At 59.0% G+C, this 16,107-nt stretch carries 15 protein-coding genes; 3 read left to right on the forward strand and 12 right to left on the reverse strand.

The window, feature by feature from the left end; genetic code table 11:
- Nucleotides 1-62: 62 nt before the first annotated feature.
- Nucleotides 63-830: a carbon-nitrogen hydrolase family protein gene (locus DA792_RS19995; RefSeq protein ID WP_107722342.1), complete on the reverse strand. Its 768-nt coding sequence runs from the start codon at nucleotides 828-830 to the stop codon at nucleotides 63-65.
- Nucleotides 831-880: 50 nt separating this feature from the next.
- Nucleotides 881-1,567 carry a cysteine hydrolase family protein gene (locus DA792_RS20000; RefSeq protein ID WP_107722343.1) on the reverse strand — a complete coding sequence of 229 codons (687 nt, stop codon included), beginning with the start codon at nucleotides 1,565-1,567 and terminating at the stop codon, nucleotides 881-883.
- A gap of 160 nt (nucleotides 1,568-1,727) precedes the next feature.
- Between DA792_RS20000 and DA792_RS20005 the strand changes: the two genes are divergently transcribed.
- The 3 genes from DA792_RS20005 to DA792_RS20015 are packed head-to-tail and all read left to right on the forward strand — an operon-like array spanning nucleotide 1,728 to nucleotide 4,340.
- Nucleotides 1,728-2,732, forward strand: a complete 1,005-nt coding sequence (locus DA792_RS20005; protein WP_107722344.1) for an ABC transporter substrate-binding protein — start codon at nucleotides 1,728-1,730, stop codon at nucleotides 2,730-2,732.
- Nucleotides 2,732-3,541 (forward strand): ABC transporter ATP-binding protein, encoded by an 810-nt coding sequence (locus DA792_RS20010; protein WP_107722345.1) that lies wholly within the window; start codon nucleotides 2,732-2,734, stop codon nucleotides 3,539-3,541. The genes DA792_RS20005 and DA792_RS20010 overlap by 1 nt, the downstream gene beginning before the upstream one ends.
- Nucleotides 3,534-4,340, forward strand: coding sequence for an ABC transporter permease (locus tag DA792_RS20015; protein ID WP_107722346.1), 807 nt, complete (start codon nucleotides 3,534-3,536; stop codon nucleotides 4,338-4,340). The genes DA792_RS20010 and DA792_RS20015 overlap by 8 nt, the downstream gene beginning before the upstream one ends.
- 77 nt (nucleotides 4,341-4,417) lie before the next feature.
- On the opposite strand, the gene DA792_RS20020 is transcribed toward DA792_RS20015, so the two are convergent.
- From DA792_RS20020 to DA792_RS20065, 10 genes are all read right to left on the reverse strand, one after another.
- Nucleotides 4,418-5,362, reverse strand: a complete 945-nt coding sequence (locus DA792_RS20020) for an XdhC family protein (RefSeq protein ID WP_107722347.1) — start codon at nucleotides 5,360-5,362, stop codon at nucleotides 4,418-4,420.
- A 23-nt stretch (nucleotides 5,363-5,385) separates the two neighbouring features.
- A complete protein-coding gene (locus tag DA792_RS20025; protein WP_107722348.1) occupies nucleotides 5,386-7,752 on the reverse strand; it encodes a xanthine dehydrogenase family protein molybdopterin-binding subunit in 2,367 nt (788 codons plus the stop codon).
- A complete protein-coding gene (locus tag DA792_RS20030) occupies nucleotides 7,749-8,234 on the reverse strand; it encodes a (2Fe-2S)-binding protein (protein WP_107722349.1) in 486 nt (161 codons plus the stop codon). The genes DA792_RS20025 and DA792_RS20030 overlap by 4 nt, the downstream gene beginning before the upstream one ends.
- Nucleotides 8,225-9,088 (reverse strand): FAD binding domain-containing protein, encoded by an 864-nt coding sequence (locus DA792_RS20035; protein WP_107722350.1) that lies wholly within the window; start codon nucleotides 9,086-9,088, stop codon nucleotides 8,225-8,227. Before DA792_RS20035 ends, DA792_RS20030 begins: the two co-directional genes overlap by 10 nt.
- A 69-nt stretch (nucleotides 9,089-9,157) precedes the next feature.
- Nucleotides 9,158-10,168: an ABC transporter permease gene (locus DA792_RS20040; RefSeq protein ID WP_107722351.1), complete on the reverse strand. Its 1,011-nt coding sequence runs from the start codon at nucleotides 10,166-10,168 to the stop codon at nucleotides 9,158-9,160.
- Nucleotides 10,165-11,667, reverse strand: a complete 1,503-nt coding sequence (locus tag DA792_RS20045; protein WP_107722352.1) for a sugar ABC transporter ATP-binding protein — start codon at nucleotides 11,665-11,667, stop codon at nucleotides 10,165-10,167. The genes DA792_RS20040 and DA792_RS20045 overlap by 4 nt, the downstream gene beginning before the upstream one ends.
- Nucleotides 11,668-11,734: 67 nt before the next feature.
- On the reverse strand, nucleotides 11,735-12,799 hold the full coding sequence (gene torT / locus DA792_RS20050) for a TMAO reductase system periplasmic protein TorT (RefSeq protein ID WP_107722353.1): 1,065 nt from the start codon (nucleotides 12,797-12,799) through the stop codon (nucleotides 11,735-11,737).
- 96 nt (nucleotides 12,800-12,895) lie between these two features.
- A complete protein-coding gene (locus tag DA792_RS20055) occupies nucleotides 12,896-13,867 on the reverse strand; it encodes a biotin-dependent carboxyltransferase family protein (protein WP_107722354.1) in 972 nt (323 codons plus the stop codon).
- A complete protein-coding gene (locus tag DA792_RS20060) occupies nucleotides 13,857-14,732 on the reverse strand; it encodes a 5-oxoprolinase subunit B family protein (RefSeq protein ID WP_107722355.1) in 876 nt (291 codons plus the stop codon). The genes DA792_RS20055 and DA792_RS20060 overlap by 11 nt, the downstream gene beginning before the upstream one ends.
- On the reverse strand, nucleotides 14,729-16,105 hold the full coding sequence (locus tag DA792_RS20065; RefSeq protein WP_107722356.1) for an acetyl-CoA carboxylase biotin carboxylase subunit: 1,377 nt from the start codon (nucleotides 16,103-16,105) through the stop codon (nucleotides 14,729-14,731). The genes DA792_RS20060 and DA792_RS20065 overlap by 4 nt, the downstream gene beginning before the upstream one ends.
- Between the last annotated feature and the right edge of the window lie 2 nt (nucleotides 16,106-16,107).

Below are 16,107 nucleotides of genomic sequence, written 5' to 3' on the forward strand. Positions count from 1 at the left end.
CCGTATCCCTTGACGGTCTCTTTAAGGCGCTTTTTCGGGGTCCCCTTGCCCGAGGAAGCGCCTTATTTTATTGGAACAGGGCGATACTCTGTTGTCTGCATCGAGAGGGCTTCGGTCGGATAATCCGTGAGTTTCGGCAGATCCACGATCAAAAGCGTCTCATCCATGCCCGCCCGGGCCAGCGCACGCCCATCGGGTCCGGCGATCACCGATCCGCCGCCAAATTGTATCCCGTTTTCGACGCCGCAATAATTGGCATAGGCGACAAAGCCGCGACTTTCATGGGCACGGGCCGGGACCAGCACATCCTGAACATGCTCATAGCCTGCGGGATTGGCGGTGGGGACAAAAATGACCTCGGCCCCCCCGCGCGCCAGTGTCGCGGCGTGGCCCGGGAACTCAATGTCATAACAGATCAATATTCCACAGCGGCGTCCGGCAAGTTGGAAGGTCGGGGACAGGTGGTCGCTCGCGGTAAAACTCGCGCGCTCCATGTCGCCGAAAAGCTGAACTTTGCGGTAATGCGACAAAATCGTGCCATCTGCGCCGATACAGCTTGCCGCGTTATAGACCGTTGACCCGGACCGTTCGGCCCAGCCAAACACCAAGGCACATCCTGCGCCCGCCACCCGCGCACGCAGATCATCCATCCAAACACTCGCGATCGGTTGCGCCTCGGTTTGGTGCAGGTCAGGCCGATTGTATCCGGGAAAAAACAATTCGGGCAGCACAAGCACGTCGGCACCTTGGCTCGCAGCCTCATGTAAAAGCGCCTCTGTCCGCTCAAATGAATGGTCGGCTGGCGCGGATTGAAACAGCGCCAGTTTCATATTGGACCATTTGTGCAAGCTGTTGTGGTCAAAATGCCCCTCTCTTTCGTTCAGCTATAGCGCTCAATGAGCGTCGTCGTATCGGTCACATCACCAAAGAACAGCGCGAAATTGATCAAGGCAAAGGCGTGTTCGTCATCGCGCAAGGATGCACAGGCATCATGCACCATCGTGGTCCGAAAGTTGAGCATCATTGCGTCCCGCGCGGTGGAATCACAACAGGCATTGGTCATGGTTCCCCCCACCAAAATCGCCTCAATACCCGCCGCACGCAGCCTATGTTCCAAATCGCCGGCACCTTGGATCACCCCACTATAGCGGGTCTTTTCGACGATCATATCCTCTTCGCGCACGTCAAGATCGGGCCAAATTTGCGAGCCTTCGGCGTCGCGGTCCAAAGCGGCACAGCGGGTTTCAAACCGCGCAGGCGTCAGCAATGTGTGATGAAAATGTGGGATCTCGGCCCGCGCCTGTTCGGTGTAAAGTGTCCTGATCCAGACCACTGTCCCGCCCGCTTGGCGCAGGCTCTCGGCCAGCCGATTGATGTTGTCGACAATGGCGCGTGCATTGGGCACGCTGGCACCACTTTGGGGATCGAGAAAGTAGTTTTGCATGTCGACCACGACCAGAGCGGTCTGATGGGCGGGGAGGGAATCGTGGACATGCGAACGACCTTGGCGCGCCAGGATGCGCTCAACGGCCCATTCTGGCATCTCAAACGGGTGCACTTTGCTCATATTGTAATCTCCATCTTGGGTTTGTGCGTAAATTATATGCTCTTGTCGGGGTATTTTAGTGACCTCACTTCGGTATATTGTATACTATAATGCAAGCCGATAGGTCCAGATCACAACACTCTCGGTAAAAAATACAACACTCTCGTCAACAGGAGGTACTATGAAACTCGCACGCACACTTTCCTTTATCGCTGGTCTCACGGCGGCAACGCTGACGACTATGCCCGCACCGGCTGCGGCCGAAGATGTGACCAAAATCTCTTTCATGGAGGTCATTCATTCGCTGTTCTATTCGCCGCTCTATGTCGCAATCGGCAATGGCTATTTCGAAGAAGAGGGCCTTGCCTTTGATCTGATCGCCGGTCAGGGCAGCGACAAGGTGACGGCCGCTTTACTGTCAAAATCCGTGGACATCGCGCTCGCCGGGCCGGAAACCACGCTTTATGTTGAGACCGGAAAGTCGCCTGAGAAAATTCGCATCATTGCCGGGCTGACGGCCACGGATGGGTCCTTTCTGGTCGGTCATGACCCCGCGACAGGCGACTTTGATTGGGGCTCTTTGAAGGGCAAAAAAATCCTTGGTTGGCGCGAAGGTTCGTCCCCGGCGATGTTCTTGCGTGCGGCGCTTGAAAAGGCCGGATTGAACCCGGACGAAGATGTTGAAATCATCACCAACATCGCCATTCCGGCGCGGATGGGGGCCTTTATGTCGGGTGTTGCCGATTATGGCACTTTCTTTGAGCCGGATGTGACCACGCTTGAGGCCAACGGTCTTTATGCCCAAACCAATGTCGGCCAAGCGGTTGGCGACATCGACTATACGGTCTTCATCGCCCGCCAAGACTATATCGCCGAGCATCCAGAGGTGGTTGCGGGCTTTGTCAAAGCGATCGCCAAGGCCGAAGCCTGGATTGCCGAGGCCCCGGAGGCCGATGTGGCACAGGTTTTGCAGCCCTATTTCCCCGGCGTTGGTTTGGAGGAGCTGGCCCAAAGCGTGCTGCGTCACCGCACGGCGGGCGTTTGGAAAACCACGCCTGCGGTTGCGCCTGAGGCCATTGATGCGCTTCAAGACATGCTGATGCACAATGGCCTTCTGGCAATTGAGACAAAAGTGTCCTTTGAAAATGTCGTCGATCCCAGCTTCTTTGCGCAGAGTGTACAATAATGACCGGCGAAACCACAGGGCGGCACCTCGCGGTGCCGCCCAAAATTGAATTCCGCAACGTCGAGCTGCATTACTTTTCGACCAAGGGCGAAACCCATGCCGTGAGTGACATGAATTTCACCGTGAATAAGGGCGAATTCATCTCCATCGTTGGGCAATCCGGCTGTGGTAAATCGACGTTGCTGTCACTGCTGTGCGGGTTGATGCAAACGACTTCGGGGCAGGTGCTGATCGACGGAAAACCCGTCAAAGGTCCCTCGCCGCAGGTGGGGTTTATGCTGCAACACGACAGTTTGTTTGAATGGCGCACCATCTTGGAGAACGCGCTGCTCGGGCCGGAAATTCGTGGCATGGATATGCCCGCGGCACGGGCGCGGGCCGAGCGGATTTTGACGAATTACGGCCTTGGGCAGTTCTTACATCACCGTCCGACGCAATTGTCGGGCGGGATGCGTCAACGCGCGGCGTTGGGGCGGACCATGTGTATGGAACCGGATATCCTTTTGCTCGATGAACCGTTCTCGGCGCTGGATTTTCAGACCCGCATGTCAATTTCCGAAGAAATCGACGAGATCATCCGGCGCGAGGGCAAAACCGCGATCCTTGTCACGCATGACATCCCCGAAGCCATTGCCATGGCCGACCGGGTGATTGTTCTGAGCCCGCGCCCCGGGCGGCTCAAAAACATTCACGAGATCACCTTTCCAAGTTTGGGCGAGGTGCGTCCCGGTTGCATGGCGGTGCGCGATGCGGATGAGTTCAAAGACTATTTCCACACAATCTGGACGGAGATGGAATCCGATGGCTGACACGACCCCGAACGCGACACCCAGCGTCGCCTATCAAAACTGGGCCGCACGTCAGGGTCGCGCCCGCCGCAAAGTGATCATCGGGCGTCTCCTTTTGCTCTTGGGCTTTTTGGCGCTGTGGGAATATGCGCCGCGCAACGGCATGGTGAACCCTATGCTCACCAGTTACCCAAGTGCCGTTTGGGATGGGTTTTGGGACCTGATTGCGCAGGGCAAACTGGGGCTTCATGTCGGCGTCACGCTGATGGAGGTGGTGATCAGCTTTGCCATCGCGATGGTCTTGGGCACGGTGATTGCCATCTGCCTGTGGTTGTCGCCAATGTTGGAGCGGGTGCTCGACCCTTTCTTGGTAGTGCTCAACGCCTTGCCCAAAATCGCCTTGGTGCCGATCTTTTACATCTGGTTGGGTCCGACCGGGTCGATCTATGCCGTGGCCATTGCCGTGGCGTTGTTCATCACGATCCTGATGCTCTACACAGGATTTAACCAGAGCGATCCCAACAAGATCAAATTGGCCAAAACTCTTGGGGCCGGGAAGGTGCAAATCCTGACCAAGGTGATTTTGCCCGGCAATGTTCACACCTTCATGGCGACGTTGAAAGCCAATGTCGGTCTGAGTCTTGTGGGGGTGATTGTGGGGGAGTTTCAGGCGTCCAAAGCCGGTCTTGGCTATTTGATCGTCTATGGCAGCCAGATTTTCCGCATGGATATGGTGATGGCCGCCATTGTGATCCTCAGTCTGATTTCGGTTGGCATCTATCTGATCGTGCAAAAAGCCGAAGCCCTGCTGACCCGCTGACATGCATCATGGAAGGGGCGCGGGGGCATGTGTCATCCCCCGCGCTTTTTCACCGATTTAGGCCTTGTGGTCCTGTCCTAAACCCGTTTGCTCAAAATCTCGGCCAGAACAGACACAGCAAGCGAGGATGCATCGCGGGCGGGTCCAAAGAGGCCGATTGGGCCATGAAGCCGGTCGATTGTGCTGTGCTCAAGCCCCGCAGCGGTGAGGGCATACCGCCGCTTCTGTTGTGTCTGTCTGCCGCCGAGACAGCCAACATAAAACGCCTCACTCAACAGTGCTTGCGTCAGCAGCGGCTCCTCGTTTTCGGCACTATGATGCAGAAACGCGATGGCGGTGTGGGCGTCGATCTGGCCCAATCCGCGCCGCAGATCCGCTGTTGCGATGTCCACATCCGCAGCCTGCGCCACCCGGATCAGCACCTCCGCCTCAAGGCTCTCACCAAGGACGACGATCCGCACGGGCGGGGTGAAATGGGTCACAAACTTTGCGTCATGCCATCCGGTTTGGGCCAGACTCGGCTGGGCCATCACCTGTGCGCTGTCTGTGTCATAGATCAGCGTTGCGCAGTGACGGTCCGCCAGGAGCGCTAAGACATCACGGATCGGTGCCCCGTCGCGCAGCACATGCACGACAAGCTCAAGTGCGCCACCACAGGGCAGAGCGATGTCGAAAAACGGCGATCCCTTGCCAAAGCGTATCAGGCGGTCCTTGCCAATCTGAAGCGCGGCCAAGGCCTCCGTCGCAACCGCGGCTTCAACGCACCCGCCCGAGACGTAGCCGCAATACGCGCCGTCTTCGCGCACCGCCATGATCGTGCCTAAGCTGCGTGAGGCACTGCCCTCAATCCCAACCAAAAGCACCAAGGCCGCGGCCTGACCCGCCTCCATCGCCTGTCGAAGAAACTCCAACACATGCCTAGGGCGATCCGTTTTTTGCGGACAAAACGGCACCCGCTCCGCGACCGAGCCCGGTGTTGGCGCCCGCGAGGCGTCCTGTGGTTCGGGTGCGGATGCCGCCATGTATTGGACTCCTTGCGCTCGGTTCACTTTGAAAAGGCAATCGTATTCTCATGCCAATGGCGCGACAGATGCGACAGCTCTAGGCCTGAACTGAGACCGTCGGTCAGCCCCAATACGCGAGGCGCGGTCAAAGGCAGTGCGTTCACCGGGGTTCCGATGGCATTGGCCACAGCGCAGGCAATGGTTGCACCCACGTTCAAAATTGGCACTTCACCCGCGCCTTTCGTGCCCAAAGGCCCACAGGACGGTGCACCCTCATAGAGGTGATAGTCGATCGGCAGGGTGTCGAGCGCGGTCGGGATACGGTAGGAGGAAAAGCAGGTTTGATCAAAGGCACCCTCTGCATTGATCGTGATTTCCTCATGCAAGGCGTAGCCTATGCCCTGTGTGACCCCGCCCTGAATTTGACCATGGATCGCACGCGGGTTTAGTGCCCGACCGACGTCTTGGATGACGCGGTAGGCGAGGACCTCGACCTTGCCGGTGTCCGGGTCGACCGCCACGTCGCAATCATGCACGGCAAACACTGGAATATCTATCGCATCAATGAAATGCCCCGCCGCACAGCCCGGCATCGCCGGAATGCCCGGTGCGGTGAACGCTCCGCTGCCGGAAATAGGCCCGTGATCCAACTCAGCCTGTGCGATCACGGTTTGGATCGTGGTGCCAGAGCCGGGTCTGTCACGGATTTCCACCCGGCCTTGAGTGAGCACCAAATCATCTTGCGGTGTTTGCAACATTTGGCTGGCGACCGCCAAAAGTTTGGACCGGACCTCGGCGCAGGCCTCTTGACTGGCCGCGCCAATCGACACGGTGGTGCGCCCGCCGCCCACGCCCAGATCGCGCCCGGAAGCATCCGTATCTGCGGTTTTGACGATGACCGCATCCGGGTGAAGGCCCAGATTGGCCGCCACGATTTGCGGCAAGGATTGCACCATCGTGCCCGATCCGATTTCGACGCCGGAGGTGACCAAAGTGGCGCTGCCATCGGCGTTGAGATTGACCGTGGCACTTGAAGGTCCAACAAAAATGAACCATGTGCCAACCGTTGTGGCGCGCCCGTAAAGCCGCCCATCGGGGCCTTTTTTCGCGCGCTCATGCGGCCCATAGGTGGCGATGGCCAGATCCAGCATCGGGCCAAGCACATCGCCCTCAAACACCTGTCCCGTGGCACCGATGTCACCATCTCCCACCACGTTGCGCCGCCGAAAGGCGACAGGGTCCATGCCAATGGCTTTGCAGATTTCGTCGGTATGACATTCAAGCGCAAAGGTGTTGTACACGCCGTTGCAGGCACGAAAGGCCCCATTGGGCGGCGTGCTGGTGTAGACCGCTTGACTGGCGATTTTCACCGATCCCAACCGGTAATTGCCGCCCAACGTATGCGCGGTCATCGTGGTGAGGAACACTTGCTCGCCGCCATAAGCGCCGCAATCCATCAACACGGTGGCTTCGCGCCCAACGATGTCGCCCTCCGGGGTCACCGCGGACCGGATCAGGATATCGGCGTTTTCGCGGCTCAAACAGGTCATCTGTTCTTCGCGGCGCGAGTTCACCAACGACACTTTGCGCCCTGTTTTGCGCGCCAAAATCGCAGCAAACGGCTCCAGAGAGCAATCGAATTTCAACCCAAACCCGCCACCAACAGCGGGCACGGTGACATGCACCGCCGCCTCGGGCACACCCAAAACCTTGGCCGTCACATGGCGCACGGTCCATGGCACTTGGGTCGAAGTGTGAATGTGAAACCGCCCATCTTCATAGGAGGCGACCACGGCGCGGGGTTCAAACGGCACATGGCTTTGACGCCCGACCCGGTAGGTGCCTTCCACAAGGATGACATCGTCACGTGCAAAGGCCGCCTCTGTGTCGCCGCGCACCACCGTGGCTTCCCATGCGACGTTGCCGCCACGCGCCGCGCCGTCGCGCAAAATCTCGTAGCTGGCCCAATCCGGGTGGATCAATGGCGCGTCTTTGGCCAACGCCTCCGCCATGGTCAGAACGGGCGCTATCGGGTCGATCTCGACCAAAATGGCGGCGGCTGCGTCGCGTGCTTGAGCCAAGGTTGTCGCGGCCACCACGGCCAGAGGTTCACCATGATAGCGCACCACGTCTTTTGCAAACAGCGGATGGTCGGCGATGCCGATGCCGTGCAAACCGGGCGCGTCCTCACATGTTGCAATCGCTTTGACGCCCGGCATGGACAGCGCGGGGGTGACGTCGATTTTGACGATCCGTCCCGATGCGATCTCTGAACGGCGTGCAGCGGCGTGCAACATGCCGTGGCTGCCCTCGTCCACGGTATAGCGGGTGCGACCCAGAAGTTTGTCCTTTGCGTCCCGCCGAGGCAGGTTCATCACAGCAGTATTGGGAGGGTAGGGCAGTGTCATGGGCGCACCTCTTCCACGGGTCCAAGACCGTCTGATCCAAGCGACAGGAGCGCATCTATAATGCGTTCGTAGCCGGTGCAGCGGCAGATGTTTCCGGTCATGGCCGATTTGAGTTCATCGCGTGTGGGCGACGGATTTTCCGCCATGAAATGCGTCATCGACAGCACCATGCCGGGGAAACACATGCCGCATTGCACGACATCGTATTCCAAGAACGCCTTTTGAACCGCATTCAGGGTTTCACTGTTGGACACCCCTTCGATCGTGGTGATCTCAACCCCGGTAAGACATCCGACGGGCAGCAGGCAGGACACTTTCGGCACACCGTCGATGTAAACGGTACAGGCACCGCAAAAGCCTTCGCCACAGACATCCTTGGTCCCGGTGAGGTGCAAGTCGTCGCGCAGGACCTCAAGCAAAGATCGGCGCGGGTCGCCGTGATAGGGAAACGGGTCGCCATTGATCATCAAAGTCAGCACCATGGCTCGGCTCCTTGTTCTGTGCGTGACACGTCAGAAAAGGCTTGTGCCACCAACGCGGGTAACACCCGCAGGCGATACCAACCTTGGCTGTCCACCGCGTCACGGCCCACAAAGTCCTGTGACGCGCGCAAGGTGGCGTGGGCGCGGATGCTGTCCGATGTCATCTTTTGGCCTTCGCAAAGCGCTTCTAAAGCGTGCCAGCGCCGCGCGCGCTTTTCGACCGATCCCACAGCAATCCGCAGATCACGTAGCGCCCCATTGGGGTCGATCGCCGCTGAGAGGCTGACCACCGCAAGCGGATATTCCCCGGCCTGTCTTTGCATCAACCGCACATGCGCCGAGCGCCCTGCAACGCGCGGCACGGTGACGTGGTGCAGGATATGCGGCGGGATATCCAGGCTGTTGAGGTAGTCCTCAAGCGAGAGATTTTTAGGACCTGAAAGGGTTTCAAGCGTCACCTCTGCATTCAATGCCAGAAGGGCGGGGGCCAAGTCCGCAGAGTGAAACGCCCGCGTGCACAGGTTGCCGCCCAAAGTGGCCATGCGGCGGATCGCTGGGGTCGCGGATTTGCCTGCCGCTGTGGCGAGTGCGGCCAGATCGGGCGCGCCTGTTATGGCATCGCAGAGGTCCTGATGGGTTGCCATCGCCCCGACACTCAATGCCTGATCATCCAGTGAGATGTCTGTGAGCTCTGGGATGTCTGCCAGCGATACAAAGGTCCGCTCACGCGCCTCGCGCATGACCCATGTGCCCCCGGCCATTAAGGTTGCCGTGTCTCCCAAGTGGGTCAGGATGTCGAGGGCTTGCGACACGCGGGTCACTGAGATCAGGCTCTGCTGTGGTATCTCCATCATGTCCGTCACCTTTGTAAGAGGGGCTTATCAAGTGGCACGGGCCTGAGGTGGCCCGTGCAGAGTGCGGGGTCAGCGCCCGCGCATGATCATCCGGTACCGCATTTGGTCAAAGATTACCGCGAGGATCAAAAGCCCGCCCAAAAGCACCATTTGCATGTAGGAGCTGATCTGGGCGAGGTTCATGCCGTTTTGCACCATGACGATGAAGAAGGCGCCCAGGACCACGGTCTGGACCTTGCCGATCCCACCTCTGAGCGAGACGCCCGCGATGACACAGGCGGCGATGGATTCAAGCGCCATGGAGCCGCCCAAATTGGCCTCGCCGCTTTCCACTCGTGCGGTCAACAACAATCCGGTGAGTGACGCAATCAGTGAACAGAGGATGTAGGACACCATCAAGGTGCGCTTGGTGTTGATGGCCGACAGATGCGCGGCCTTGATATTGCCGCCGACGGCGTAAATCTGTGTGCCCAAAGGCGTGCGCGACATCACCAGCCACATCACCACGATACAGATCGCGGCAATAAACACCGGGACTGGCACACCGAACCACTTGCCAAAGCCAAACGTGTCGCCAAAGGCAAAGGGCAGGCCAGACACCGGTACGCCTCCGGTGAGAAACAGCGCAAGCCCGGCCCCAACAGAGGACACACCCAGCGTCATGATGAAGGGCGAAACCTCGAAATACGCCACACCGACGCCATTGACGAGACCCACCAGCAGGGCGGTGAACCCCCCCGCCGCGATCCCGATCAAAATCGCCAACCAAATCGCATCGGGCATCACGCCCGCCGCCCATGTCATCGACACGGCAGAGACCACAGAGGTCAGCGCAATCGCGGTGCCGACGGACAAATCAAACCCGCCAGAGACCAAAACCAACATCTGGCCCAAAGAGACCAAAACCAGATAAACCGATTGCCGCGCCACGTTGACAAGGTTCTGCCCGGTCAGGAATTTCGTGGACATCAGCGAGAAAACCACCAAAGCGATGGCCAAAAAGAATGGCAAGACGCCGACACGCAAAAACAGTTTGCGCAGAAAGCCGGAGGTGTCAGGTGAAGTGGGTGCGGGTGTCATAGGGTCGGTTCACTTTCAACAAAGAAGTGTTTCAAAACAGTGTCCTCGGTGGCATCAGTCCGCGCCAATTCGGCGGTGACATGACCATGTGCAAAGACGAGGAGACGGTGAGAGAGGTTGATCGCTTCGGGCAGATCGGAGGAGATCACGACCACGGCCTTGCCCGCCTCCGCCAGCGATTTGATCTTGAGGTAAAGCGCGGCGCGGGTGCCCATATCGACGCCGACTGTCGGCTCATCAAAGATGTAAACATCGGCGTCTTGGCCAAAGGCCTTGCCAAACAACACCTTCTGTTGGTTGCCGCCCGAAAGCTGCGAGACATATTTGGCGCGGTAATCATGGGGCAATTCGACCCGATCCGCGATCTCGCTGACCCGCTCGCGCACCATGCGCCAATTGATCCAGCCGCGCTTGGACGCGGTGCCCGAGGTCACCACATTGAGCCCAAGGTTGTCATTGGAGGTCTTGGCCAAATCAAGCCCTTCGGCTTTGCGATCTGGCGACAGATAATAGAGCCCACGGCGGATGATCTCGCGGGTCGAAAGATGGGTGATGTCCTGGCCTTTGAGGATGACGGTGCCGGTTTGATGCGGGGTCAACCCCATCATGGCGCGGAAAAACCGCGATTTGCCACAGCCAACCAGCCCCGCCACGCCCAAAACCTCACCGGCCCGCAGGCTCAGGCTGCTGGCGGCGACGCCAGGGGTCGACAGCCCGTTGACCTCAAGAACGACCGCGCCGGGTGTGGTGGCAATCACTGGGTAAATCTCCGCAATCGCGCGCCCGGTCATCATCTCGACCAAATGCGCCTCATCGGTATCCGTCATTGCAACCGTTCCGATTTTCGCGCCATCGCGCAGCACCGTGACCCGATCCGCAATGCGGGCGAATTCTTGCATCCGGTGGGAAATGTAAACGATGCCAACGCCTTTGGCCTTTTGCTGTTGAATAAAGGCAAACAGGTGATCGACCTCGCGATCGGTCAGTGAGGCAGTCGGTTCATCCAAGATCAAGACCTTGAGATCACCGTGAAAGGCCTTGGCGATTTCGACCATCTGTTGCTGTGCCCGCGACAGGGACGCGACCTGTGCCGTGGGCGAGAGGGCAAAGCCCAACGTGTCGAAAATCTCTTGTGCGCGTCGGCGCATTTCGCCGTGATCAATCAAAAATCCGGCGCGCGGCTCTTGGCCCAAAAACATGTTTTCGGCCACGGTCAGTGTCGGGATCAGGGAGAATTCCTGGAACACGGTATAGACGCCATGGGATTTGGCGCGTGCCACCGTGTCGAAATTCATCGCATGACCCTCAAGGTAGATCGTGCCGTCAGAGGGCGATGTGGCGCCCGCGAGCATGGAAATCAGTGTTGATTTCCCAGCGCCATTTTCGCCAAACAACACATGAACCTCGCCTGCATTCAGGTCAAAATCCACCGCATTGAGGGCGCGCACGCCGGGGTAGTCCTTGGTCAATCCGTGGGTGGAGAGTAGGGGACGGGGCATAGGTGGCCTCCAAATGGGACAGTGGACCGGGACACATCTGCCCCGGCCCGAGATCAAAGATCAGCCGTTAGTCGACGGAGAACACCGGGCGGAACCCGTCCGGCGGCAAGATCGCATCGCGCGCCACCGAGCCGATATTGTCGCCATCGACGACAAAGATTTTCGGCCCCACATGTTTGATGTACTCCTTGCCCTCGATGAGGCGCACCGCTTGGTCCACGGCGATCCGGCCCTGAATGACCATCGAGTCTGCCGGAGCGGCGGCGATCATGCCGCGTTGGATGCCGGTGTAGACGCCGGGGGTCATGTAAAACGCCAAAAGTCCGATCTCATCGGTGAGACCACGTTCGCGCAAAAGACCCTGTGCCGCTTCGGCGGTGACCGCCGTGCCCGCGAGATATTTCACGTCGGGGTTGGATTGCAAAACGTCTTCGACCAGCTTGAGCTGTGCCTCTTTGCCGGTGTCACCATAGCGCGGCTCCAACACCTCAACAGCGGAGCCTTCGACAGCGGTCATAAAGCCGGTGTTGGCGGCCTCAACCCAACCCGCACCCGCAGGTCCGGGGAACCAACCGACCTGAACCGGGTCCGTGCCAGCGGGGTGTTTGTCCGCCAGATATTTGCCGGTTTCAAAACCCATCGTGTAGAAAGACACCAAGGATTTGGCGGAAATGTCCGGCGAGGACACGCCGTTGATCACGTCGATCACCGGGATGCCTTTGGCGGCCACTTCGGAAATCACGCTGTTGAGGCCGTCATAGGAAATCGCACCGATGATGACCGCATCTGCGCCGGAGGCAACGCAATCTTCGATCTGGCTGACCTGTTTTGACAGCTCGGTATACCCGCCCGCCTCAACAAGGTTCATTTTGACGCCAAGGCGTTTGGCTTCTTCGGCCACGCCGTAATCCACGCCCAGCCAATAGGCGTCTTTCATATGCGGGAAAGACACGCAGATGTTGTAGGCCGCATCGGCTTTCTCAAGCGCTTCATAGGTCACCGGGGTAGAGGTGCCATCGGTGGAAAAGGCGGGGGTCACCTCTTCGGCCTCATAGGGATACCAGGCGTCGGCAAGCGCCGGGGTGGTGAGCATGGCGGCAAAGGCCACGCCGGTCAAAAGGGCATGTTTCATGGATCTGACTCCTTGTTGGGTCCATCAGTTGAAATGCGGTCATTGCCGCGTTTTTATTATGAAAGGGAGCGGGTGCTCCCGGTCGGCATCAGGCCCCTATGCGAGGGCCTGACGGATATCTGCGAGAATGGCTTTGCGCGCGGCGCGTGCCGCCAGCGCCTCGTCCATCTCGACACGTTTGAAGGTGACGGGGGTGTTGGGCTGCAATTGACCGATCAGGTCCATATCCGCCGAAATCACCGCACCAAGGGTGAAATAGCCACCCCCCGACACCGCATCACGGTGCAACACGATGGGTTCCAAGCCGCCGGGCACCTGAATCGAGCCATATGAATAGCACCCATCCACGATGTTTGACGGATCGGAGCCTGCGCCAAAGGGTTGTGGACGATCGACAAATTCCATCGGAGTGCCACCACGGAACCGATAGCCCATGCGGTCGGCCTCGGGCGCAACCACCCAAGCATCATCGAAAAACGCCTTTTGGCTTTTCTCGGTCAGACGGTGCCAATAGAGCCCGGTCAATACCCGCAACTCGGCGGGGGTGCCGGGGCGGCGGCGGAGCGCCAGGGGAACAGAGCGCCCCTCCGCCACCACCGCGCCAGGTCCAACCGGGATCACATCCCCGGCGGCCACGGCGCGCCCTTCGAAGCCACCCAAGGCCCCGATGGGATAGGTGGAGCGTGACCCAAGCGCAGGCTCAGTCGCGATGCCGCCAGAGACAGCGATGTAAATCCGCGCACCCGCTTTGAGAAAGCCAAAGGACAGAACCTGCCCGGGTTTGACTGTGAACGACGTCCATGTCTCGCGCGGGTCCCCGTCAAGCATCATCGGGATGTCCGCGCCGGTGACGGCGACGCTCATTTCGGCCGCAAATTTGATCTCCGGCCCCATGAACACGGCTTCCAATCCGGCTGCGCCCTCGTCATTGCCAACCAAAAGGTTGGCCGCCCGCAACGCCAAGCGATCCATCGCGCCGCCTTCGGGAATGCCAAGGTGAAAGTAGCCGGGGCGGCCAAGGTCCTGAACACTGGTTGCCAGTCCCGGTTTGATGATCTCAAGCGTCATTGAGGGCCTCCATCAGCTTGGCGTTGACGCCGGTCATGTCGGCGTTGAAAGCGTCGAGATCAAATTTGACCTCGGCAATGCGCGGCGCATAGGTGCCCGCCTCGACCTCTTTGACGATCCGGTCATAGTCCGCGCGATCAATCGGTTTCCATTTGACGATGTCGCCGGGGCGGAAAAACACCATGAACTCTTTGAGGTAGCTGATCTTTTGTTCTGGGTCATAGATCGGCATCGGGGTGATCCCGAACATCTGATAGCCACCGGCACCGCGCACCGAATAGATACAGGAAAAACAGCCGCCATAGCCCACGGTCAGTTTCGGCGTATCGGTTCGAGGCCGTAGGTATTTTGGCACCTCAAGCTGTTTGTCGCGCTCGACCAGTTGGTAGAGAAACGGCAGGCCCGACACGAAACCCACCATAGAGACGAACCAAGGTTGGGAATGATGCGCCTCGATAAAAGCGGCGACACTGTCATAGCCGTTGATCTTGGCGGCATATTCCAAATCCGACCCGCTCGGGTCTTGGTGGCGTTCGCGGAACCGCATCAGGGTTTCATGGGTCCACGGGTCTTCATAAAACACCGGAATTTCGATGATCCGGGTCTCAAGGCGTTTTTCTTGCGCCTTTGCCTCGTGTTCCAATTCCTTGATCTTGGCCATGATGTCGTCAGGGGCGATGACATCGGGGTCAAAGCGCACCTCAAAGGAGGCGTTCGCCGGGCAAATCTCGGTCACGCCGGGGATATTCGCGGCGCGCACCAGTTTGCTCAAGGACAGGCAGATAAAGAAGGCATCCAGAGACATTTCATCGTCGATTTCGACATAGATATGTTCGTCCCCGCCATAGCTGTAACGCGTTTTCATGCGGCGTCTCCTTTGGTTGCGTTCAAATGTCCAGCGGCCAGCCACGGTTCCAGCCATTGGGTGTGAAACGCGCCTTTGCGCACCTCCGGGTCAGCGGCCAGCGCAAGGTGCAGCGGCACCGTGGTTTTCGTTCCGCCGATCTCCAATTCGGTGAGGGCGATGACCAATTTATCAATCGCCTCATCGCGGGTCGGGGCATGGACAATCACCTTGCCCAACAGCGAGTCATAGAACGGCGGGATTTGGTAGCCTTCGGAGAGGAAGTGATCAAACCGCACGCCGTCGCCCTTGGGCTCGACCAGTTTCGACACCACGCCGGGCCATGGCATGAATTGCATGAACGGATCTTCGGCACAGATGCGCACCTCTATGGCATGACCTGAACGGGTGATCTGATCTTGGGTCATCGACAGTTTGGCTCCGCCGCACACATTGATCATTTCCGCCACAAGATCGACGCCGGTGAGCATTTCGGTGACCGGATGTTCGACCTGAATGCGGGTGTTCATTTCGATGAAGTAAAACGCGTTGGTGGCCTCATCATAAAGGTACTCAAGCGTCCCTGCGCCGCGATAGTTCACCGCTTTGGCCAGCGCCACGGCAGAGGCACAAAGCGCTGCACGGGTCGGTTCATCCAAACAGGCGGCCCCGGCTTCTTCCCAGACCTTTTGGCGGCGGCGTTGCAGCGAACATTCGCGTTCAAAACAATGCACAGCGGTGTCGCCATCGCCCAAGATTTGCACCTCGATATGGCGCGGCGACAGGATGGCGCGTTCGATATAGAGACCACCATCGCCAAAGGCGGCTTCGGCTTCGGCCTTGGCTTGTGGGGCGAGGGTTCTGAGTTCTGCCTCGTTCGACGCGATGCGAATGCCGCGCCCACCACCGCCGGCTGCGGCTTTGATCATCACCGGGTAGCCGATCTCATTGGCCACGTTCAGCGCGTCTTCGACGTCAATTCGCCCTTCGGAGCCGGGCACCACCGGCACACCAGCGGCCAAAGCGGCCTGACGTGCGGCGACCTTATCGCCCATGCGTTCAATCGTGTCCGCCGTCGGCCCGACGAAAATCAACCCGGCCTCTTCGACAGCGCGGGCAAAGCGCGGGCTTTCGGACAAAAAGCCGTAGCCCGGATGGATCGCATCCGCGCCCGTGTCCTTGGCGGCTTTCAGCACAGCCTCAATGTTTAGATAGCTGTCCTTTGAGGGCGCAGGGCCGATGCAAACAGCCTCGTCGGCCAGTTTCACCGCCAACATATCGGTGTCAGCTTCGGAATGGGCTTGGATCGCGTGGATGCCAAGGGCCTGTGCCGCGCGCACGATCCGCACGGCAATTTCGCCCCGGTTGGCAATGAAAAGACGTTCAATAGCCATCA

This window comes from Celeribacter baekdonensis (assembly GCF_003047105.1).
GTDB lineage: Bacteria > Pseudomonadota > Alphaproteobacteria > Rhodobacterales > Rhodobacteraceae > Celeribacter > Celeribacter baekdonensis_B.